29 protein-coding genes are annotated in these 22,376 nt (G+C 36.0%); 12 read left to right on the top strand and 17 right to left on the bottom strand.

Annotation, left to right across the window (positions count from 1 at the left end):
- Window positions 1-24: 24 nt before the first annotated feature.
- Window positions 25-1,089 (bottom strand): YhdH/YhfP family quinone oxidoreductase, encoded by a 1,065-nt coding sequence (locus ACUN26_RS00815; protein WP_303745238.1) that lies wholly within the window; start codon window positions 1,087-1,089, stop codon window positions 25-27.
- Between the two features lie 248 nt (window positions 1,090-1,337).
- Between ACUN26_RS00815 and ACUN26_RS00810 the strand changes: the two genes are divergently transcribed.
- Both ACUN26_RS00810 and ACUN26_RS00805 read left to right on the top strand, forming a co-directional pair.
- A complete protein-coding gene (locus tag ACUN26_RS00810; RefSeq protein WP_002109586.1) occupies window positions 1,338-2,681 on the top strand; it encodes an LCP family protein in 1,344 nt (447 codons plus the stop codon).
- 142 nt (window positions 2,682-2,823) lie between these two features.
- The gene (locus ACUN26_RS00805) at window positions 2,824-3,264 is read left to right on the top strand and encodes a hypothetical protein (RefSeq protein WP_000642358.1); all 441 of its coding nucleotides are present in this window, start codon (window positions 2,824-2,826) and stop codon (window positions 3,262-3,264) included.
- 71 nt (window positions 3,265-3,335) lie between these two features.
- Here ACUN26_RS00805 and ACUN26_RS00800 read toward each other — a convergent pair whose 3' ends face one another.
- From ACUN26_RS00800 to ACUN26_RS00755, 10 genes are all read right to left on the bottom strand, one after another.
- A complete protein-coding gene (locus tag ACUN26_RS00800) occupies window positions 3,336-4,100 on the bottom strand; it encodes a sulfite exporter TauE/SafE family protein (protein WP_000060730.1) in 765 nt (254 codons plus the stop codon).
- Window positions 4,101-4,133: 33 nt separating this feature from the next.
- Window positions 4,134-4,613, bottom strand: coding sequence for a DsrE/DsrF/DrsH-like family protein (locus ACUN26_RS00795; protein ID WP_000437748.1), 480 nt, complete (start codon window positions 4,611-4,613; stop codon window positions 4,134-4,136).
- A gap of 73 nt (window positions 4,614-4,686) precedes the next feature.
- Window positions 4,687-4,983 carry a rhodanese-like domain-containing protein gene (locus ACUN26_RS00790; RefSeq protein WP_000659150.1) on the bottom strand — a complete coding sequence of 99 codons (297 nt, stop codon included), beginning with the start codon at window positions 4,981-4,983 and terminating at the stop codon, window positions 4,687-4,689.
- Window positions 4,984-4,999: 16 nt separating this feature from the next.
- Window positions 5,000-5,359 carry a rhodanese-like domain-containing protein gene (locus ACUN26_RS00785; protein ID WP_001092540.1) on the bottom strand — a complete coding sequence of 120 codons (360 nt, stop codon included), beginning with the start codon at window positions 5,357-5,359 and terminating at the stop codon, window positions 5,000-5,002.
- 37 nt (window positions 5,360-5,396) lie between these two features.
- On the bottom strand, window positions 5,397-5,627 hold the full coding sequence (locus tag ACUN26_RS00780) for a sulfurtransferase TusA family protein (protein WP_002038023.1): 231 nt from the start codon (window positions 5,625-5,627) through the stop codon (window positions 5,397-5,399).
- A 19-nt stretch (window positions 5,628-5,646) separates the two neighbouring features.
- Entirely contained in the window at window positions 5,647-6,777 is a 1,131-nt protein-coding gene (locus tag ACUN26_RS00775; protein WP_000351926.1) for an MBL fold metallo-hydrolase, read from the bottom strand.
- Between the two features lie 38 nt (window positions 6,778-6,815).
- Window positions 6,816-7,391 (bottom strand): sulfurtransferase TusA family protein, encoded by a 576-nt coding sequence (locus ACUN26_RS00770; RefSeq protein WP_002038025.1) that lies wholly within the window; start codon window positions 7,389-7,391, stop codon window positions 6,816-6,818.
- A gap of 73 nt (window positions 7,392-7,464) precedes the next feature.
- Window positions 7,465-7,728, bottom strand: a complete 264-nt coding sequence (locus tag ACUN26_RS00765) for a metal-sensitive transcriptional regulator (RefSeq protein ID WP_000456206.1) — start codon at window positions 7,726-7,728, stop codon at window positions 7,465-7,467.
- 144 nt (window positions 7,729-7,872) lie between these two features.
- Entirely contained in the window at window positions 7,873-8,457 is a 585-nt protein-coding gene (locus ACUN26_RS00760) for a DUF3238 domain-containing protein (RefSeq protein ID WP_000182095.1), read from the bottom strand.
- A 135-nt stretch (window positions 8,458-8,592) separates the two neighbouring features.
- Complete coding sequence (locus ACUN26_RS00755; protein WP_000247271.1) at window positions 8,593-9,177, bottom strand: DUF3238 domain-containing protein; 585 nt, start codon at window positions 9,175-9,177, stop codon at window positions 8,593-8,595.
- A gap of 146 nt (window positions 9,178-9,323) precedes the next feature.
- Between ACUN26_RS00755 and ACUN26_RS00750 the strand changes: the two genes are divergently transcribed.
- On the top strand, window positions 9,324-9,794 hold the full coding sequence (locus ACUN26_RS00750) for a MarR family winged helix-turn-helix transcriptional regulator (RefSeq protein ID WP_000372894.1): 471 nt from the start codon (window positions 9,324-9,326) through the stop codon (window positions 9,792-9,794).
- A 109-nt stretch (window positions 9,795-9,903) separates the two neighbouring features.
- On the opposite strand, the gene ACUN26_RS00745 is transcribed toward ACUN26_RS00750, so the two are convergent.
- From ACUN26_RS00745 to ACUN26_RS00735, 3 genes are all read right to left on the bottom strand, one after another.
- On the bottom strand, window positions 9,904-11,166 hold the full coding sequence (locus tag ACUN26_RS00745; protein ID WP_002038026.1) for a neutral/alkaline non-lysosomal ceramidase N-terminal domain-containing protein: 1,263 nt from the start codon (window positions 11,164-11,166) through the stop codon (window positions 9,904-9,906).
- A 107-nt stretch (window positions 11,167-11,273) separates the two neighbouring features.
- The gene (gene spoVR, locus ACUN26_RS00740) at window positions 11,274-12,692 is read right to left on the bottom strand and encodes a stage V sporulation protein SpoVR (protein ID WP_001202697.1); all 1,419 of its coding nucleotides are present in this window, start codon (window positions 12,690-12,692) and stop codon (window positions 11,274-11,276) included.
- Window positions 12,693-12,806: 114 nt separating this feature from the next.
- On the bottom strand, window positions 12,807-13,367 hold the full coding sequence (locus tag ACUN26_RS00735; protein ID WP_002093832.1) for a nitroreductase family protein: 561 nt from the start codon (window positions 13,365-13,367) through the stop codon (window positions 12,807-12,809).
- Between the two features lie 234 nt (window positions 13,368-13,601).
- Between ACUN26_RS00735 and ACUN26_RS00730 the strand changes: the two genes are divergently transcribed.
- The 9 genes from ACUN26_RS00730 (at window position 13,602) to ACUN26_RS00690 (ending at window position 20,291) form a co-directional block, all read left to right on the top strand.
- Entirely contained in the window at window positions 13,602-14,198 is a 597-nt protein-coding gene (locus ACUN26_RS00730; protein WP_000276987.1) for a hypothetical protein, read from the top strand.
- 124 nt (window positions 14,199-14,322) lie between these two features.
- Window positions 14,323-15,828: a spore germination protein gene (locus tag ACUN26_RS00725; RefSeq protein ID WP_000489316.1), complete on the top strand. Its 1,506-nt coding sequence runs from the start codon at window positions 14,323-14,325 to the stop codon at window positions 15,826-15,828.
- Entirely contained in the window at window positions 15,825-16,907 is a 1,083-nt protein-coding gene (gene gerYC, locus ACUN26_RS00720) for a spore germination protein GerYC (RefSeq protein WP_000789833.1), read from the top strand. Before ACUN26_RS00725 ends, gerYC begins: the two co-directional genes overlap by 4 nt.
- A 13-nt stretch (window positions 16,908-16,920) precedes the next feature.
- Window positions 16,921-18,030, top strand: a complete 1,110-nt coding sequence (locus ACUN26_RS00715) for a GerAB/ArcD/ProY family transporter (RefSeq protein WP_000840374.1) — start codon at window positions 16,921-16,923, stop codon at window positions 18,028-18,030.
- Between the two features lie 45 nt (window positions 18,031-18,075).
- Window positions 18,076-18,585, top strand: coding sequence for a PCYCGC domain-containing protein (locus ACUN26_RS00710; RefSeq protein WP_000761016.1), 510 nt, complete (start codon window positions 18,076-18,078; stop codon window positions 18,583-18,585).
- A gap of 117 nt (window positions 18,586-18,702) precedes the next feature.
- A complete protein-coding gene (locus tag ACUN26_RS00705; RefSeq protein WP_001195459.1) occupies window positions 18,703-18,951 on the top strand; it encodes a YhdB family protein in 249 nt (82 codons plus the stop codon).
- A 164-nt stretch (window positions 18,952-19,115) separates the two neighbouring features.
- Window positions 19,116-19,535 (top strand): disulfide formation protein C, encoded by a 420-nt coding sequence (locus ACUN26_RS00700; RefSeq protein WP_000532269.1) that lies wholly within the window; start codon window positions 19,116-19,118, stop codon window positions 19,533-19,535.
- 12 nt (window positions 19,536-19,547) lie between these two features.
- Window positions 19,548-20,003, top strand: a complete 456-nt coding sequence (locus ACUN26_RS00695) for a thioredoxin family protein (RefSeq protein ID WP_000738448.1) — start codon at window positions 19,548-19,550, stop codon at window positions 20,001-20,003.
- 72 nt (window positions 20,004-20,075) lie between these two features.
- A complete protein-coding gene (locus tag ACUN26_RS00690; protein ID WP_001115393.1) occupies window positions 20,076-20,291 on the top strand; it encodes a DUF1540 domain-containing protein in 216 nt (71 codons plus the stop codon).
- A 33-nt stretch (window positions 20,292-20,324) separates the two neighbouring features.
- Here the strand turns inward: ACUN26_RS00690 and ACUN26_RS00685 are convergent, their stop codons facing one another.
- The 3 genes from ACUN26_RS00685 to ACUN26_RS00675 all read right to left on the bottom strand — a co-directional run bounded on the left by ACUN26_RS00685 (window position 20,325) and on the right by ACUN26_RS00675 (window position 22,376).
- Window positions 20,325-20,576, bottom strand: a complete 252-nt coding sequence (locus ACUN26_RS00685) for a hypothetical protein (protein ID WP_000834196.1) — start codon at window positions 20,574-20,576, stop codon at window positions 20,325-20,327.
- Between the two features lie 103 nt (window positions 20,577-20,679).
- Complete coding sequence (locus ACUN26_RS00680) at window positions 20,680-21,441, bottom strand: L,D-transpeptidase (protein WP_000756371.1); 762 nt, start codon at window positions 21,439-21,441, stop codon at window positions 20,680-20,682.
- A gap of 68 nt (window positions 21,442-21,509) precedes the next feature.
- Entirely contained in the window at window positions 21,510-22,376 is an 867-nt protein-coding gene (locus tag ACUN26_RS00675; protein ID WP_001136297.1) for an SDR family oxidoreductase, read from the bottom strand.

Raw genomic sequence — 22,376 nt, 5'->3', positions numbered from 1 at the left:
GACGCTCAAGTTAGCGTCTCTTTTTTATTTCATATTTACAACTGTTCTTCCTTTTAACTTTCCTTGCAATATGAGCGAAAACTTCTCATCTAATTTTTCTAATGTACATTCTTCTGTATAAGATAATAGTTCTAAGTTTTTCCACTCTGTCGCTAACAATGCCCACACTTCTCTTCTCATATCTACTGGACATTGTACGGAATCTATTCCTACAAGGCTAATACCTCGCAAAATAAACGGATATACTGTTGTGTGTAATTCATGCCCTGCCACATTACCACATGTCGTTACACAACCGGCATATCGTACCAATTTCAATGCTGTTTCTAACATCTTTCCGCCCACAGTATCGATAACCCCGGCGTATATTCCTTTAAGCATTGGCCTTCCTGATTCATCACTCAACTCTTCACGCTGAATTACCTTCTTTGCTCCTAAACGTAGTAACATCTCTTCTTCTTCCAATTTCCCTGTTGCTCCGACTACGTTATATCCTAACTTACTTAAAATACTAACCACTACACTACCTACACCGCCCGTAGCACCCGTTACTAAAACATCTCCCCTATTAGGCATAATTCCTGCTCCAATGAGCTTATATACCGATAGTGCAGCTGTAAAACCAGCTGTCCCATACATCATACTTTCCTTCAAAGACATTCCTTCTGGTAAAGAAACAATCCAAGATGATGGCACGCGAATATATTCTCCGAATCCACCAGACGTATTCATACCTAAATCATACCCCGTTACAATAACTTGATCCCCTACCTTAAAGGAACCATCTTCACTACTCACAACTTCTCCTGCAGCATCGATTCCTGGCGTATGAGGATATGTTCTCGTTACACCTTTATTACCAGTAGCTGAAAGCGCATCTTTATAATTTAATGAAGAGTAATGAACTCGTATTAGCACATCTCCTTCAGGTAAACGATTGATTTCTCTCTCAACAAGCTTTCTTTCAAATTGATTATTTTCTTTTTCTTTCACGACGATTGCTCGGAATGATGTATGATCCATTATGCTCTCTCCTTCATCCGTAAAATTCTTCTTTATTATATAGAAGAAATAAGTAGTACTACCAATTTCTTATTGGCTATATTTCAACAAATCTTACTTCTCTCTCACTTTCTCACAATATATATTTTCATTTCTACTAAAAAAACATATACTTATCCTACATCTGAAAAATAACATATAGAAAATCTGACTTTTTATAAATAAATTGAATTTTTACGAAATGTAAATGATTTGTAATGTTTTTTTTCGTCAAATTTCATTATAATAAGTGGATGTGAGTGTCGTATTTCAATCCAAATGAAGGAGTACAAGAAATGGAGCAAAACCCATCTTTGCAAGAAAATACACGCAATAAACCGAAAAAAAGTAAGAAAAAAACAAAAATTATTATAAGCGTCATTCTATTCTTTTTAATAGTAGGAGGCGGTTATACGTGGTTTTTAGTAAATAAAGCATCTTCTGCTGTTCGAAATGCCGCACACGATTTAGCACGCGGTGATAAATCTGATTTACGTGATAAAGCTGTAAAACCTATTACGAACAATGTCTCTGTCTTAATAATGGGTGTTGATGAAAGCGATGTCCGAGGAAAAGAATATGGTGAAGCTATAAGAACAGATGCGCTGTTGCTTGCAACTTTTAATAAAGACAGCAAAACTGTTAAACTATTAAGTATTCCACGTGACACATATACTTACATTCCAGTAGAAAAGAAAAAAGATAAAATTACACACGCTCATGCATTCGGTTCTGCTAAAAACGGTAAAAAGGGTGGACCACAAGCAAGTATCGATGCAGTTGAAAAATTAATGAATGTTCCTGTCGATTACTTTGTAAAATTTAACTTTAAATCATTTATAAAAATTGTCGATGATTTAGGCGGCATTGAAGTCGATGTACCTGTTGAATTTTCAGAACAAGATAGTAATGATAATGCCGATGCAATTCACCTGAAAAAAGGTGTCCAAAAGTTAAATGGCGAAGAGGCTCTTGCTCTTGCTAGAACGCGACACATCGATAGTGATGCAATGCGTGGGCAACGTCAACAACTCGTTATTGAAGCTATTTTAAAGAAAATAACAAACGTTGGATCTGTAACAAAAGTTGGCAACATCATTGATGATATTAACGGACAATTCGTTACAAACTTAACATTCGATGATATGCTTTCATTCTATAAATATGGCGCAGATTCTTCAGTTGAAAAATTACAAATTCAAGGTGATGACTGCTATATGGAAAAAGGTGATGACACATGTAGCAAATCTGCTGGTGGCGGTCGAACATATTACTACAATCCAGATAAAAAAGCACTAGCAAATGTTACGAACGAACTTCGTACTCACCTTGGACTACCTGCCTATACAAAAACTGACTTTGATTCGAAAAAAACAGATTCAGAGAAAACGAAAGACACTAACTCTGAGAGAACAAAAGACACTGACTCTGAGAGAACAAAAGACACTAACTCTGAGAGAACAAAAGACACTGACTCTGAGAAAACAAAAGACACTAACTCTGAGAGAACAAAAGACACTAACTCTGAGAGAATAAAAGACACTGACTCTGAAAATACAAACAAACGTGAGTCAAGTAACAACAACCATAATGATAATAACAATGAAGATATAAAAACATCATCTAATAACAATGAATAAAAAGAAACCGTACTCTATGGAGGTAGAGTGCGGCTTCTTTTTTCAAACATAAAAAATCAGAACTTTCCAACTATCTTTTTTAATATTTTTAAATTATAATAAATAATAGTAATCTATTCCAATTACCAGGGGGCTCATACATATGAAAGCTGCAGTAAAACATAACATTTCAGATTTTAAAGACTACTTAAAATCCAACGATATATACATGGAAGAAAATATAGATGAAAATGATGGTTCGGTGCATTTTTCAGTAGGATTAGAAACAGAAGCTGGCGCAAAAATTCAACTTATCGCTGCTTTCGAAAATGAAAATCCGACTGTGGATATATACTGCTTCAATGTTGCTCACGTACCTGACGAAACATCAACAAATGACATTTTACATGTCATCAATGAATTAAACACATCTTACCGATTTGCAAAATTCACACTAAATAAGCAAAATGCAATTGATATTTCAACATCTCTTGCATTCTCAGAACCAAACTTTAATCCGGCACTTGTTTTTGAGCATACGAGAATGCTGTATAAATTAGCGAACGACGAATATAAAAACTTAATGAAAGTTATTTGGGCATAAAGTAAAACTATACTCAGTGACGTTTTACTACCCACAAAACAAAAGGATGGGCTGCAAGCAGCACCATCCTTTTACTTCGATATCATATCAACCCACATTTTAACAGCAGTTCCTACAATTAAAGTGGACAATACATATTGCAGTACTTTTTGATTTAGCCTCTTCCCGACTCGTGCTCCAAGTGGCGCAGCAAATATACTTGCAACCGCAATAATTAGAGCTGGAATGATAACTACTTGCCCAGTAATCACTTTTCCTGTAGTAATTCCTATTGAGGAAATAAACGTAATAGCGATAGATGTTGCGATCGTCATGCGCAGTGGTAATTTTAAAATAACTAGCATAATGGGAACTAAAAGGAACGAACCTCCAGCTCCTATAATGCCTGAAGCTCCCCCTACAACGAACGCTAACAAGCTCGCTAACCATTTATTATACTTCACGTCTCCACTATTATTTTGTTTCGGTACAAACATCATAATAGCTGCAATTGTAGCTAATGCTGCATAAACAACATTCACTGTATGTTCCTCTAATATGTTAGCACCGAAACTCCCTATGAAGCTTCCTATTAATATACTGGCTCCCATATACATAACTAACGTTTTATTCATATCATTACTTTTTCGGTATGCCCACGCACCTGCAAAAGTTGCAAAGAATACTTGTACCGCTGTAATACCGCTCACCTCATGTGCAGTATAACCAGTAAACCCTAGCAATACTGGAATGTATAAGATCATCGGATAATTAATAATCGCGCCGCCAATCCCAACCATTCCTGATATAAACGATCCTATAAAACCAATTATAAAAAGTAATACGACTAAGCTCACCTTACATCCCCCGCCTTCTTAAAAGAAGGTGATTTAAATGAATAAGTTTACATTCCCATCCGAAGCATCTGCTAAATATGCTCCTACCCCAGCAAACTCTACCCCTTCCATAATCTCTTCCTCTTTTAACCCTAATAAATCTACTGTCATTTGACAAGCTACAAGTTTAATTCCTTGTTCTTTCGCCAAATCAATTAAATCCGGCAAAGGCATTGCGTTATGTTTTTTCATAATGCCTTTAATCATCTTCGGCCCCATGCCAGCAAAATTCATTTTGGATAATCCCATCTTATCGGCACCACGCGGCATCATCTTCCCAAATACTTTCTCTATAAAAGTCTTCTTTACTTTCACATGCTCATCTTTTCTAAGAGCATTCAACCCCCAAAAAGTATGAAATATAGTCACTTCTTGATCATAAGTCGCTGCACCATTTGCAATAATATAGGCAGCCATCGCTTTATCATAATCTCCGCTAAATAACACGATTGTCGTTTTCTTCTGTTGTTCCATGTTGTTCCTCCTCTAAATTACCTATAGGGGTATTTAATTGTTTATAAAAAGGCTCAAATCTTTTATCTCTATGCTATAAGACTTTACCTTCCCAAGCTAACATACCTCCTACCATATTGATCGCTTGAAAACCGTAACCTTCTAAAAATTGAACTGCTCTTGCACTTCTTCCTCCCGAGCGACAAACGATAATGTATTCATTATTTTTATCAAGCTCATGCATTCGAAACTCTAGTAAGCCTAACCTAATATGAAGCACGCCTGGAATTTTCCCTTCCCTCACTTCTTCCACTTCACGAACATCAATTACATGTATCTCTTCATTTCGTAACAATCTTTCCTCTACTTCTCTCGCTGTAATTTCTTTCATCTTAATATTCCTTTCCTTACAAAGCGTTCATACCACCTGAAACATTTATAATGCGCTGAAATCCTAATTTCTTTAATACTTTTGCTGCTTGCTTACCTCTCATCCCGCTCTGACAAATAACGATTACTTCCTTATTCTTATTTAATTGATTTGCCTTACTAACTAACTCATTTAGCGGGATATTCTGAAAGCCCTTCATATGGTTCCCTCTATATTCGCCTACTGTACGAACATCGATAAAGTACTTCCCCTGTTTTCCCACTATACTTTTTAATTCTTTTCCATTTATATTTTGAACACCTTTCACCGGTAAGAACCGTGAAATAACAAACCATGCAGCCAATACAACGAAAAGCGTACTTACTATTGTGTTCATATAACTCCCTCTCTACATTTATAAAGTTATTTCTTTACTACGCCTTCTTAATCCAAAACTTTAGTACATCGCTTTCTTCTGCATGCTTTACGATGTCATGACCAGTTTTGTTTGCCCACGCTGGAATATCCTTAATTGACCCTTTATCCGTTACATGTACTTCTAACACTTCGCCCGATTGTAAAGTATCCATCGCTCTTTTCGTTCTTACAATTGGCATTGGACATGCTAAATCTTTCGCATCTAAAACTTGTTTTATATTCATCATCTATTCCTCCAATTTGTTATTAATTATGAACTGCACAGCGGTTTGGACCAATCTCCATTTCACGTTCTTCTTCCACACTCGGATGAATTTTCCCCATATTCGTTTGACGAATTTCTTGATAAGCATTCGGCTGAGGTGGTAGATTCTCCGTTACAATTTTGCGAAATTCATTCTCATCTTTCATATTTAACCCTGCATTCACTTCAAACAATTGTTTTAAATTAGCACTCACAACCCCATTTTCATCCATTTCACTTATTTTTGAATAATGAGCTGGTAAAACAATTAACTCTTGAGATAATTCCTTATAGCGCTTATATAATGTATTTCGTAAATCGCTCACCCAATCTTCAGCCTTACCAGCAAGATCTGGACGCCCGATTGAATCTACAAATAAAATATCGCCCGATAATAAATAGGAATTATCTACAATAAATGATGTACTCCCAATCGTATGCCCCGGTGAGTATAGCGCATCAATTTCGATTTTGGTACCCCCTACCGTAATAACAGATCCTTCTACAAGTGGTTCGTATAAGAAAACGACTTCCTCCGCATCTTTTGGAGGTAACCAATACGTACCACCTACTTTTTCAGCTAACTTACGACCGCCAGAAATATGGTCTGCATGTAAATGTGTATCCATTACATTCGTAATAGTAACTCCATGCTCTTTCGCAAACTCCTCATATGATTCAATCGTTCTTACTGCATCAATAACTGCTGCTTCACCGTTAGAAACGACCATATAAGATAAACAGCCTTTTCCAAGACGATTAAATTGATATATACTCCCTCCGCCCTGTACATCTCCTACTTTGAGCGGCTTTACATATTCACTCCAAGCTTTCATCCCACCAGCTAAATAGGAAACATCGTTGAAGCCAGCATCCAACAATTGCTCCGCGACAAACTGCGAAGAACCTTCTTTTGCACATACGACTAAAATCTCTTTCTCTCTCGGTAATTCATCTACAATATGGTCTACACCATCTAACAAGTCAAAATAAGGTTTATTAATAGAAGATACTTGTTTCCCTTCAATTTTCCAATCTTCATAATCCGTCTCATTACGAACATCTAAAATAAACAACTCTCCGAATAAAACTTTCTCTGCAACATCTTTTGCTTGTAACATCTTAATGTCCATTTAATTACCCCCATAGGTATATTTTCGTTTAAAAAATTTTATTTCTCCACATTTCCTTGCCACCCTAACATACCAGGAATGACATTTTTCACATTTGAAAAACCTTTCTCTTTCAACATTTGGCAAGCTACATCACTGCGGTTACCAGTTCGGCAAACAACATAAATTTGCTTCGTCTGATCTAACGATGTACTGTCTAGTTCACCTAGTGGCACCGAAATAGCAGATGGAATATGACCAAAAGCAAATTCTGCTGCTTCACGAACATCTAATACAATGCACTCTTCTCCGTGAGATAATATATCCTGTAATTCCGCATTCGTAATTGTATGAGGATATTTCACAACTTCGTTCACTTCATGTTCATGCGCTTTCCTCACATAATGCATCAATATAGCACCCTCATGTTTCGTCCCGATATATTGATGCCCTATTTTATTCGCCCAACTTTGTATATCTACCGTAGATCCTTTATCTGTTGCCTCAATTTCAATCACTTGCCCTGATGCCAATCCTTCCATCGCCTTCTTCGTCTTTACAAGAGGCATCGGACAAGCCAAACCTTTACAATCTAAACTCATATCCACTTTTATACTCATTATCGATTCCTCCATATTTAATATACTTATACCTGTAGGGGTATACTAAAACGTTTTTGAAAATCTGTCAACACTTATGTTTGACAGATTATCGGCTTTTTACAAGTAATTGAACGGCTTCTTTAATTAACTCTTCATTTGAACCATTGCCACTTTCAAACTGTTCACGCAAACATTGCTCTAAATTTGTTCCAACAACTAATCCAATTGTACGATCTAATGCAGAACGAGATGCCGTTAACTGTGTAATAACCTCTCGGCAATCTTTTCCTTCTTCCATCATACGAAGCACACCGCGCACTTGGCCTTCAATACGTTTTAATCTATTTTTCATATCTTGATTGTATTCCACTGTAGACCACCTCCGTAATTATAGCTATATTATATATTACTTTATAACCTTGTATAACATCATATACCCTTTAGGGTATATTGTAAAGGGGGATGTTTGTTTCTCAGCCTTCTAGCGGTTAAGTGGTCTACTCTACCTTATTCCTTATAAACTCTTTGTAAAAAGATAATCCATATCGCCACCTAACGCTGCAGCTGTATCACCAGTTTCTCTAAAATCATGTGTATATATTTTTTCAAATGAACCGAAATCTACTTGCTTATAAAATTCAAAACAAGGGAATCCATCATGCTCTCCTTGAATATCAATACTACCATCCTGTTTCACACATACATTTAATACATAATCCACAGGAGGTGCATATACATTTAATGGATTACTTGCACTCGCACTCATTTTGAATTGCACACCTTCAGAATTCCATGTGATATCAGTGCACACAATATTTTCTGTACTTGCTTTCCCTGTTCTTTTACTCACAGAACCATCTGGATTTGTAACCTTCTCTGTCGTAATACCCGTATTTGCATATGAAAACACTTCTTCTTTATAAAAATCCACTACAACCTCTTGCTCAACTCTAGAGCGCATAGTATTTACCGTATGTGGTGTAAATTCACGTGAATCACCTTCGAATTGGATTGCTTTTCCTGTTTCCATATCCTTCTTAGCTTCCGTCCAAGGCATTGGAATAAATACACTCGCTCTAATTTTTACGATATTAGTCATAAGATACACCTCTATAATTTTATTTTAGATACTGCATAATATTGAGTAAAACAGATCACAATATCGCTCCCATAATCAATAGCTTTCTCTTTTACGCTTACTACTTCCTTCTGAAAAATAGCGCTATATTTACAGCTAGATTATCGTTTTAAAGCTATATTCCATCTCTCCAGCTAGTGCTGCTGGGGTATCATCCGTTTTTCTGAAATCATGTGTGTATATCAATTCAAACGAACCAAAATCTACTTGTTTATAAAATTCATAGCAAGGGAAACCATCATGTAAACCTTCAACGTGCACAGCGCCACGTTCATTAACTCGTATAGTCAAAAAATAATCAGCTGCAGGTGCTGCCGCATTTAACGGATTGCTTGCACTTGCTCTCATTTCAAACGAAACTTCATCTTCACTCCATACAATATTTGTACATACAATGTTTTCTGTACTTGTTTCTCCTTTTTGATACTCAATTGAGCCATCTGGATTTGTAATTTTCACAGTGACGATACAAGCATCTGCATATGTGAAAATTTCTCTTTTATAAAAATCAATATTCACTTCTTGTTCTAATCTTGAACGCTTTGTATTCACAGCGTATGGTGTAAACTCACGTGCATCTCCAGCATATTCAAAAACTCTTCCCGTTGCAGGATCCTGAATAGGTTTCAGCGAAACATACGGTGCAAATACACTCCCTCTAATTTTAACGATATTAACCATGTGAAACCTCCATCGATTCTATATTATATAAATCATTATTTGTTCTACCAACATAATATAGTCAATTTGATTGACTGTATTATGTATAGTACAATAAGCATTACATATAGTCAACTTAATTGACTACAAGTGCGGAGGTTATATATATGGATCAAACATTTAACGAGTTAGATCTTACATCGCTTTTATCATTATCATTTAGCACATTAATTACTGAGCTACATGACAAATTAAGTGAATTAGGATTTGAAGATATTAGGCCAGCACATGGTTTTATGTTCAAACGCATCCTCCCTAATGGGGCAACTGGTATAGAACTAGCTGAATATTTAGGGGTTTCCAAACAAGCTGTAAGTAAAATGGTGGATTCTCTTGAGAATAGTGGCTACGTTACACGTAAAACACACCCTACTGATAAAAGGGGTAAAATCATTGTTTTAACCGAACGTGGTTTAGCAGTAATGAAGGCAAAAGAAGAAATAGTAGCTGAAATAGAGCAGCGATGGATTGAAAACATAGGTACAGAACGAATGCAAATGCTAAAAGAAGATTTGACAACATTCGTTACTAAAGAAAATACAGAGAAATTATCATCAAATATACGACCTGTCTGGTAAACAAAAAACGAATCCATTTTGATTCATCTTCTTCAAAATGGATTCGTTTTTCTATAGCTGTATTAAAAATCATGAATTTCTTTAAATTTTATTCTACTGAATATATTTTTTACGCGTTATATAATTCCATAACTCTCTTCACAACCAACTCCGCAGTATTCTCCTCCGGTGGCATCAATAAATTCGTAACCGGTCCATACACAACAGGGCTTAATTCCACTTCATACCCACCATATGAGAATTCTTCCTTCGTTGGTAAATAACCAATATATCCATTCATATATCCACCAAAGAAAGCTAATTCATTTTGAAGAATCTCTTTCATTTCTAGGGCAGTTTCTGAAAAAGGTTCCATCGGTATGCCAGAGAAAATCCCATCATTAACTTGAAACAGTTGCACTTCTAAATCAATACTTAACCGCCGCATACCTTGCTCATATTTCTCTAAAACGATAGCAAGCCATTCATCCGCATTCACACCCCACTGCTTCTCAGCTAGTTGGGCCATTTTTTGTATCTCATCAATTTCAGGAATATCCTTCAACTTCATTTGCATAGTACTTGAAACTGTCCTTACATTTACAATTGGGCTATATGTAACTGTTGGCAACATCGTTAATACATGTCCACTAAGCATGTAAGCCATTTGGTTTAATGCTTCCCTTGAACCGCGATACTTCGCATTCACATTTCCAGCAGCACCTTGAACAATAATAACTGGGCAGTTTACTATTTTCTCAAGAAGCTCTCTCGTCATCCCCGGATAATCTGCTGACAATACATCACTATCACCTTTTAAAACGTTCGGATGGGCAGTACAAAATATTACAACTCCAGATAACTCCTTCGTTTCAACATCTCTTATTGCTAACATCCCAATTCGCTTATCTACAACACCCTCTATATTCGTTCCCATCTTCGCTTTTCCATCAGATGTTCTCTCTCTTCGGTTTACTCCAATATTACCTGTCGTAACACTCCATCCAACTTCACATAGCTTCAAATTGTTATTCGCAGTAACAGCACCGTGTACTACATTATTTACTAAAAGCGTTTTATACGACTGTACTAGCGGATCATCACCGACCGTTTCTGGACCGGAATGCGTATGAGTATAAACAACCGTTATTCGCTCAAATGGCACATGAAGCCTACTTGCTACTTGCTCACGAATAAAATTCGTAGCCTCTACTAACATTCCAATATTATCAATACTTATAAACACAGTTTTCATTTCATCTTTTTCAAATACAAAGATTGTCCCGTAAATACGCTCTTCAATATTATTTATTCCTGTCTCTCTATGATATCCGACAAAATCAATACCTACAGGTGGCGTAATATCCACCTTACATACCCCTACTTTGCTCATTTGAATCGCTCCATTTCTCTATGTAACTCCCTTTCTTCAAGAATAGCATATTTAACTTTGCTCCAAATAAAAAGAACGGACATAGCATGCTATGTCCGTTCTTTCCATCACACATATTTCCGATGCACCATCTTCCCATCATAAGAAAACACAACGCCCTTACTCTCCACAATGGACTCCATATGCACCGTTCTTCCCCACAACTGATGAAGATATGGCAATACTTTTTCTAAGTATTTTAAATCGAGCTCGATTCCTTCGTAACTATGTTTAATGTATAATTCTCCGTTCTTTAAGTAGTCTCCATCTTCTACTACTAAGTACGGGAATCCACCATTTGTCCGCATATTTACGAGCTGATCACGTACATGTTCCCATTCTTTATCAATTACTTTATATTCTTTTCCTTGGCGCTGGAATAAGTACATATCTTCTCTCATTACGAGTTCTTTATTTAAGTAGTTTCTTAGGAATGATACGTCCCATTCAATTTCGCGTACTTCAAACATTTTCTCTCGACCAGAACCAGGCTTCACACCACGCCTTTTCATTTCTTCTGTCGGGTTGTTGTAGCGTTCTTCAATATCTTCAAACATTTTAATACCGAGGTAGTATGGGTTAATGCTTGTTTTTGATGGCTGAACGACACCTGCATTTAATTTTGCGAATTCGATTGCTTCATCAGATGTTAAGTCCATTTCACGCAGTATACGTTGATGCCAGTAGGAAGCCCAGCCCTCGTTCATGATCTTTGTTTCAAGCTGTGGCCAGAAATATAACATTTCCTCACGCATCATCGTTAATATGTCTCGCTGCCAATCTTCAAGCTCACGGCTATATTCTTCAATAAAGAGTAGTAAATCTTTCTCTGGTTGCGGTGGAATCTTCTTCTTTTTGCGTATATTCGATCGTTCCCTCTTTTTATTTCGATCATCTAAATTCCATAAATCATCGTATTGTGATGCTTTTTTCTTTTCCACTTCTTCCTCTTCTAAATCATCAATACTCCATGCAAGTTTCGGACGCATAAGCGACGGATCAATATGCTCTTGAATGGCAAGTACGGCATCTAAAAATGTTTCTACCTCTGCCTTTCCGTACTTATGCTCATACGCTTTCACACGGTCCGCTGTTGCGGCCATACTCTCTACCATATCCCGCTTCGTATTTGAAAAACGAATATTATTTTTGAAGAAGTCACAGTGTGCTAAAACGTGTGCTACAATTAATTTGTTTTGGATTAAAGAGTTCGTATCCAATAAAAATGCGTAACATGGATCAGAGTTAATAACGAGTTCGTATATTTTACTAAGTCCTAAATCGTATTGTAATTTCATTCTGAAAAATTGTTTTCCAAAACTCCAATGTGAAAACCTTGTCGGCATCCCATATGCACCAAATGTATAAATAATTTCCGCTGGACATATTTCATAACGCATCGGATAAAAATCAAGCCCAAATCCAGTCGCAATTTCCGTAATTTCCGCAATCGCATATTGCAGTGCTTTATCGTCACTTGCTCTCATTATTTTCCCTCCTTACACTTTCCCTTAAGAAAGTGTATGATGGGGAACAAGCTTTCATGAGGATTGATTGCATAATAAAAAGACACCCTCGTAAAAACGAGAATGTCTCATCTATTAATCTTCAATAATCTCCATCTTCTCCGTAATCGGTGTACGAGCTTTTCCTTCTGGCGCTTTTTCGAAATAACCAATATGAAGAATTCCAACGATACGTTGGCCTCTTGTTAAACCGATTCCTTCTATAAATAATGGATTATAGTTTAATCCACCTGATTTCCAAACACAGCCTAAGCCGCGTTCCCAAGCAAGCAATTGGAAGTTTTGCATAAATGCGCATGTTGCAGCGTAATCTTCGTCACGCTGAATTTGACGCGGATCTTCATTCATATATACAACGATTTGTGCAGGTGTGCTTAAGAAACGATCAGATAAAATTTTACCGCGTTTCGCTCTTTCTTCTTCTGTGAAAGAGTTTAATACCGCATCTACTAATTTCTTACGGCCGTCCCCAATGTATAATTTACAATTCCATGGCTCACGGTGTTTATGATTTGGTGCCCACGTTGCATCGTTTAATAGTTCAATTAATAATTCTTTGTCTACTGCTTTATCTGTAAATGTACGAACAGATCGTCTTTCTTTAATAACATTTGCGATGGAAGTATATGTAGTCATATTTTTCTCTCCCTTATTTTTCATCTATATGTATAAGTTTGTTATTGATATTGATTTTCAATTTCGATTATAACCTAGTTTTTCACAATTAATCAATGTTTTATGTTGGAAAACATACAAAAAACTTCTTTTTCTACTGTGAATAAAAAAACTTAGCTTGTTCACAAGTTTTTCACATTTTATGGAAATGATATGTGTAAAGTTTTCCACATTATCCATCTAGGAGGAGTTTACATGTACAAAAAAATCGCAGTAAGTATGACTATGGCCGCATTATTATGCGGGGTATCTACCTTCCCTGCTTCTGCTACCACGCCAAAGGAAGTTGCAATGCATCATCATAAACCTATTTCAGAAGAAGAAATGCAGTCGCTCGAAAAACTCGGCTATAATAAACATGAAATTTGGAAAGCTGCCCACATTGCAAGAATCAGCAAAAAAGAAACTAAGGACGTTTTAGCTTACTATAAGCAAAATAAATCCTGGGAGAAAACCGCACAACATTTCGGTGTAGATCCAAGTAAGCTTAAAAAGCATCATATGAATAAAGAAACAAAAAAAGCATTACTGCAACAATTAGCAACTATGCAAAAATCCACACCAGATGGACTAAAACAAAAAATGAAAGAATATAATATCGGCTTACGTCAGCTCACGGTATTAACAATCATCTCTCAAAAAAGTAATACCCCTCTTGATGATGTACTAAAAATGAAAAAAGACGGTATGGATATTAAACAAATCGCGGAAAAATTAAATGTTAAAAGAGAAGATATACGAGCAGAGATGATTAAATTAGTGAAGTCTATTAAAGAGAAGCAAACAAATTAACACGCAAAAAAGGAAGAGGTATTCACTGCTCTTCCTTTTCTTTATGAACTTTCAACTTTGAAGTATAAATTCCCGTCTTTCCCAAAAACTAACATAAACAAATGATGTAGTAAGGGGTGAGAAAGTGTTTCGTTTATCGTCTAAAAAGAAGAAAAAAACAATCTGTTCCATTCCAGAGTTTATCCTCACTATGAAAGAATCTAGTGATTTCGTTTCTTATAACATCGTAGAAGATGGGACACTATGTTTGTTTTATTATAAATCTACAGCTGAATCACTCCTCATTAATCGATTCATTTTAACACCTATAAAAAGAGAATTAGATCGCATTGAAAATATAAGTGACATAGCAAATATCGTTACACTCGAAGGGATCATCACCAGTCCTTCTATTGATGATATTCGTGAAAAATTATTAGTTGGGTATGTACTCATACAGATAACAAACGATTCCCAAGCAGCAGAATATGCACTTATTCGTGCTGAAAGTTCAGTTTTAGGTACACGATTATATAACGATACCGAAAATGAATATAGTGTAATCGGTCCAAAAGTCGGATTTGTTGAAAATATTGATACAAATACACACTTACTTCGCCGAAATATAGTAACAGAGCAATTAGTTTTCAAAGAAGTTATAGTTGGCTCTATATCAAAAACAAAGGTTATAGTTGCTTACATCGAAGGCATTACAAATGAACAACACATCAATACTGCAATGCAGCGCTTACAAGACGTTGACTTTGATGTTCCTTTTGATGCAACTATGATTGAACAGTTTATTAGCGATAATAGTAACTCACCCTTCCCTGTTTTACTACCTACAGAGCGGCTAGACCGCTCGGTGTACGCATTACTGAATGGAGGCGTTGTTATTTTAACAGACGGTTCACCTTACGCATTAGCTGGACCAGCGACGTTACTTGATTTCTTCGTCTCGCCAGAAGATTATTATTTACCATGGATTGCAGGCTCATTTCTTAGATTAGTTCGTTTTTTTGGAGCAGCTTTCTCTCTATTTTCTTCAGCTATTTACACAGCTGTATTAACATATCATTATCAAATGATTCCTGCAGATTTACTTGGCCCTATTATTTATTCTAGAGCCAATGTACCATTTCCACCTGTTTTGGAAGCTCTTTTTTTAGAAATTACAATTGAATTACTGCGTGAAGCTGGAGCACGCTTACCGACTAAAGTCGGCCAAACAATTGGTATTGTTGGAGGAATTGTAATTGGGCAAGCATCTGTTGAAGCTGCTTTAACGAGTACGATTTTATTAATTGCGGTTGCATTATCTGCGCTTGCTTCTTTTACAACACCGACAGTAAAAATGTCTTCTACAATCCGGATATTACGATTTCCTCTTATCATTTTAGCTGGAGCGTTTGGTGGCGTTGGTCTCATCGTCGGATTTGTATTCATATTAGCTCATTTAATTCGCCTTAAATCACTCGGATCACCTTATTTATTACCTTTATATCCATTCCGCGGTTTAGGGACAGCAGAAGGACTCCTTCGTTTGCCGTTTAGTCAAACTGCTGGGCGTGCCTCTTTTCTGAGACCAAAAAAGAAATGGCGCTATGACCCAAACAAAGCGAAAGAAAAACGTGACGGTGAAGAGAAATGAAAAATATTTTATTATGCTTTTCCATTATCATTTTAATTTTTCAATCTGGTTGTACAGAAACAAATATAGTTGATACACAGCGAATGATTCACGTAGGTGGATTCGATATAATGAAAGATAAAAAATTTCGCGGGACAATTTTATATCCCGATTACACAAAAGGAGTACAATCGAAACCAGAAACTCAATCAACTCATGCAGGTACAATTGAAACTATATCGTCCCTTCTAAACGCAAAATCGCCACATACGATCGCTATAGGTCAAATGCGTGTTGTCCTATTTGGGAAAGCATTTGGTGAACGTGGAATTGGAGATGTTATTAACAACTTACAACGTGACCCTAACATTGGCCGCGATGTACAGCTAGCACTGGTAGATGGTTCAGCAGAAGAATTACTTAAACATGTTAAAACAAATGGATCACTTTATCTATCTGATTTACTGGAGCAAAATATAAAAAACGAGACAATCCCGCGGACAGCTTTAAATATTTTTTTATATAACTTTTATTCATCAGGATGCGATCCATTTCTTCCTTATATTAAAGTTGATGAAGACAAGTCCGCTTCCATTAAAGGACTCGCTTTTTTAAAAAAGGATAAAGTGGTTATGTACACCGATAAAAAAGAATCTTTTTTATTAAAATTACTTATTAACCCAACGAAAAATGGTCGCTACGAAGTTCCAATACGTCAAGGTAAGCATAAAGGATTGATCGCTACTCAAAACTTATCTGGAAAAAGTGTTTGTTCTCTTTCGCAAAACGGTGATATTCCGAAAGTTAACATTCACTTAAAATTAAATGGACTCATAAAAAATGCTCCCGACTGGCTTGATTTATCTAAGAACGAAAATGTAACTTACGTAAAAAAACATGTAGAAAAAACGCTTGAGAAACATTTAAACGAATTAATAAAACAATTCCAAGAAAAAAAAATTGATCCAATAGGTATACGAGAAGAAATTCGTAGTCATTCAAGAAAATGGACTATAAAACAAATTCAAGAAATGTACCCTAATGTAGACGTTGCTGTTCATGTGCAAATCAATGTCGTGCAATCTGGTATCGGAGAATAGTGGAGGTGCTATAATGGCTGAACAAGATAAAACACATACTGTTTCCCCTTATTTCACATTCCTTCTATTACACTCCCTTCAAATTGGAGTAGGTGTGTTAGGGTACCAAAGAATTATTGCGCAATATGCCGGTTATGATGCTTGGATTTCTCTTATTATCGCTGGTATTGCAACTCATATCGTTTTATTTTGTATGCTTAAAATGTTAGAAAAAGATAATGATTTAATGAATATTCATACGACATGTTTTGGAAAGTGGATTGGAACATTTTTTTCCGTATGTTTTGCCGCATACCTTCTATTATTTTGTCTTACTGTTCTTCGTACATATATTGAAGTCATTCAAGTTTGGGTCTTTCCTACAATTAAACCGTGGAAATTAACTTTACTATTTTTACTTGTAACTTATTACATAATTAGAGGCGGCTTTCGTTCTGTAACAGGAATATGTTTTTGGGGTGTCATAATACCGATTTTCGTACTACTTTTCTTAGTTTTCCCAATGAAATACGCACATGTCCGTAACATTTTCCCAATTCTCGCTCATTCACCTTTAGACATTTTAACTTCAGCGAAAGCATCTGCATTAGAATTTCTTGGATTTGAAGCAATCCTTATCTTTTATCCATTTATTAAAAAAGGAAAATCGTTAAATAAATGGGCACATAGCGGTATTGCTTTTACAACCATTCTATACGTAATATTAGCGATTGTGTCCCTTATGTACTATAGCCAAGGGCAACTACATCATACAATTTGGCCAACATTAACGATGCTAAAAATAATTAAGGTTCCTTTTATCCAAAGGTTTGAGTACATTATTATTTTCTTATGGTATCTAATTATTTTACCTAACCTTTGTTTAACGATTTGGTCTTCTTGTTGCATTACTAAGAAATCTTTTCGCATACCATTTAACATTACACTGCCATTTTTTATCGCAACTATATTTATTTCATCCTTGTATTTCACAAACCGCGAAAGTATCAATACATTGAATACAGTACTGTCTCAAGCTGGTTTATATATTGTATACGCTTATATCCCAGTCTTATTTCTATTCCATTCATTGCGGTGGCGCTTCAAAAATAAGTCGAAAGAATCTTCACCCGACACACCATGATATTTGATACAATTTGATTAATACATGTGTAAAGGGGACAAGCGTATGAAGAAATATGTATTTTCTTTACTTGCAGTACTGAGTTTAATTCTTGCTGGATGTGGAGCTACTAGTACAAATGAAAAAAAATCATCTGAATCAAAAGAAGAGCATGACCATGCATCGCACACGCAGCAAGCTGACATTCAAGAAAAAACAAAGGGAGTCGACACACTTCCTGCCTTCCTAGACAAGCTTGATCCACAAATGAAAGACATTTACACTGTCGCTGGACAAAATGCAGAGCTATTAGATTGGATTCCATGTTACTGCGGTTGCGGTGAAAGTGTAGGACATAAAAACAATAAAAATTGCTTTATTCGTGAAATTAAGAAGAATGGTGAAGTTGTTTGGGATTCCCATGCAACGACTTGCGTCAATTGCCTAGAAATCGCAGTTGAATCAGCTACGATGAAACAAAAAGGAAAATCAACGCTTGAAATTCGTAACTATATTGACAATAAATACAAAGAAGGCTATGGCAAACCAACACCTACGCCAATGCCAAAAGCTTAAAAAACGAGGAAATACCTCGTTTTTTTTCATTCACTTTTTTTCTTAACAAATTCTTTCAAGTGTATTTCTCCTTACTTATCACACACTATATATAACTCTCGGTAAGGAGGGTACACAGTGCAAACATATAACGACTATGATAAAGCTCTCTATTACACGTATTGCTGTAATTGGGATAAATTACTCGTTCTCATGGTTCAGACGAACGATCAATTATTTTCTAAGCGTATTGAGCATTTTTTACATGCTTATCAATACAGTAAAGAGCTACCAGAAGTTGATAAACAATTGCAGCTCCTATTTCAATATATTGACCACGCATCTCAAAAGTCACATGTAGAAGAAGTAGAGCAAATTCAAATGTAAAATATAGCGCTATTCTCTTTATGAGAATGGCGCTTTTTAAAATGTTGATATCAATAAATGTTTCTCCTTATAAAACTTTTATTGATAAACATATTTTCTCTTTCTTTTCCCTACTACTTCATACTATAATTTAGTATGTAACTATTATAAGTGAGGTATAAAATATGGGACGAGAAAAAAAGCAAGAATATGCTTTACTTACTGCATGGGGAGCTTCATTTATTGCTACATTAGGAAGTCTATACTTTTCCGAAATCATGAAATTTGAGCCTTGTGTCCTTTGTTGGTATCAGCGTATTTTTATGTATCCATTTGTTTTATGGCTTGGTATCGCTGTAGTAAAGAAAGACTATCGCATTGCAAGTTATTCTTTACCAATCGCAAGTATTGGTGCTTGTATTTCTTTATATCACTATGCAATTCAAAAAATCGCAGCATTTTCAGCTGCTGGGGCAGCTTGCGGCCGCGTACCTTGTACGGGAGAATACATAAACTGGTTCGGCTTTGTGACCATCCCGTTTTTAGCACTTATCGGCTTTATCACAATCGCTGTTTGTAGCTTTATCGTAATCAAAAACAAATAAGGAGATGAAAGAATGAAAAAAATGCTTATATTTGGCGGTATTATTATTGCCTTGTTTGTAGCAATTTTCGCTGTCACACAAATGGAAGAAAAAAATGCTTCAACTAGCCAAAAAATTGATAATGCTACTGGTAGTCAAACAGATGGTGCTGACTACTACACAAATAAAATCTCTCTTTCAGATCTCCAAAAGAATTTAAAAGAGAAAAAAGAAGAAACAGTATACTTTTATCAAACATCTTGCGTTCATTGCCAAAAATTATCTCCTGTCGTAGTACCGATGGCTAAAGACTTGAATGTTGATATGAAAGTTATGGATATTGAAAAATTAGATGCTCCTTGGGATGAATATAAAATTCAAGGTACACCAACAATCATTCATTTTAAAGATGGTAAAGAAGTGAGCCGTATTAGCGGCGAACAATCGAAAGACAAATTAAAAGAATGGCTTGAGCAAACGAAGAAATAACGAGAAAAGGAAACTCCTTCTACACATGAAATGGGCGTAAAACCTCACACTAATGTATAAGGAGGGGGTTTTATGCCAGAAGTAAAATGCTCTGTTTCCAATTGCTCATTTTGGGGACAAGGTAACTTTTGTCAAGCAAGTGCTATCATCGTTCAGCCTGATGCAGATGAAGCTGGTCAAACTGAAAATGATTCGTATACAAGCGCGGTTTTAACAAACGAGACGTTAGAAAGCTCTGTAGCAACGAGTGTAGAAACTTGTTGCCATACATTTAAACCAAAATATTAAACATAAAAAGCATACGATGAATCGTATGCTTTTTTACATTCCCCTCCAAAAATCGTGCATGATAAAAAAGTACAAAATAACGAGGACAACCGTCCCACATAGGGTAATGCGCCTATATATACTCTTTTCTCCTTCCCTTGCTTTTACAAAAGCCCAAATAAATCCGAAGAACAATATTAAATCAACATATGGAACATAAAAGGAAAAGACGAGAAACGCATACAAATACACAATGAATAAACAGGTCGTTACTAAGAAAACTTTAAATGCAAATTCGCTTTTCATAATGTAACCGCCCCCTATCTGTATTGTATTATATTCAGCAAAATACAATAGTTGCAGTTAAACTCCAAGTAGAAATAAGCTACCGCCTATAAAACGGTAGCTATTACGGAACATTGTATTTCCGTTTATATATATTACTTAAAGTCGAAGTAGGAATTTGCTCGTAACGAATTTTTTCTCCTGTTTCATCTACAATATACAAATTGTTTCCTATATAATATATTCCATTTTTTCGTTTTGAGTACACCGTATATCTTTCATTCGGCAATACCGTTTTCACTTTTGTTAACTGCCCATTCGGTTCTTGCCAATATATATCCGCGCGATCTACTAACGTAAGTATTCCTATTTGCTCTTCTTCTACTTTACGACCATTCCAACTCACAACACGATAACCAAGTGTATTTGCCTCATATTCCGGACTCATATGAAAACGAGAAATGATTACTTTTGTTTGTAATTGTACTCGGTCATATAACCATTGTATATCCTTGTCATGCATGCGAATACAACCATTTGATTCCCTACTTCCAATCGTCCATTCCCGATTTGTCCCGTGAATCGCATATTCCTTTTTATCTAGTCCAAGCCACCTCGTACCGAGAGGGTTGTTTGGTGCACCACCACGTATCTTTTTTCGATGGTATTCTTTATTTTTATATTTAGTTATAATACAAAAATTACCTTCTGGCGTAGGTGTACGATCTCTTCCAGTCGTTATCGGAAACGTTCTCGTATAGTTTCCTTCTTCAAAGAAAGACAGCTGATTCGTCGTAAGATTAACTAATATTAAATGATCTGTATTAGCAAAAACGCTAGCTGGTAGGCAGAAAAATAGGATTACGATAAACAATACTTTTTTCATCTAAATCCTCCCTAGCACTAACATCATAATAAATGCAATTAGCTTTACTTTGCTCTTATAAATGAAAACTATCCATTTACGATAACGCCTCCGTTTACATGTATCATTTGCCCCGTAACATAAGATGAATCGTCCGATGCTAAGTATACGTATGCTGGTGCTAATTCATATGGCTGACCAGGTCTTTGCATCGGAACATTGCTTCCAAACTGTGACACTTTCTTCTCACCAAAGCTCGATGGAATAAGAGGTGTCCAAATCGGGCCTGGCGCAACACCATTTACACGAATTCCTTTTTGCACTAACGATTGAGAGAGAGATCTTGTAAAAGCAACGATAGCTCCTTTCGTTGCAGAATAATCAATTAAAGTTTCATTTCCTTCATATGCAACGATAGACGCCGTATTTATAATGACATCCCCTTGTTTGAAGTGAGAAAGTGCTGCTTTCGTAACGTGAAAATAAGAAAAAATATTGATACGGAATGTTTTTTCTAGCTGTTCTGCTGTAATATATTCTAGTCCTTGCTGCGGATATTGCTGTGCGACGTTATTCACAACAATATTTAAACCACCTAACTGCGAAACAGTCTCTTCCACAATATCTTTACAATGTTGTTCATTACTTAAATCTCCCGGTAGTAATACACACTTTACACCTTCTTTTTCAACACGTTGTTTCGTCTCATTCGCATCCTCCTCCTCATCTAAATAAGCAATTGCAATATTTGCACCCTCTTTTGCAAAAGCGATGGAAACAGCTCGTCCAATCCCGCTATCTCCCCCTGTAATTAACACATTCTTCCCCTTTAACTTTTCACTTCCCTTATAATTGGGATCTTCAAACTGCGGAAGTGGATTCATTAATGATTCAATACCAGGCTGTTTATTTTGATGTTGGGCTGGCATTGTTAAAAAGCTTTTTTGCTGTGGCAT

Source organism: Bacillus sp. WC2503, from assembly GCF_052682895.1.
This window is presented reverse-complemented; position numbering and strand designations above follow the sequence as displayed.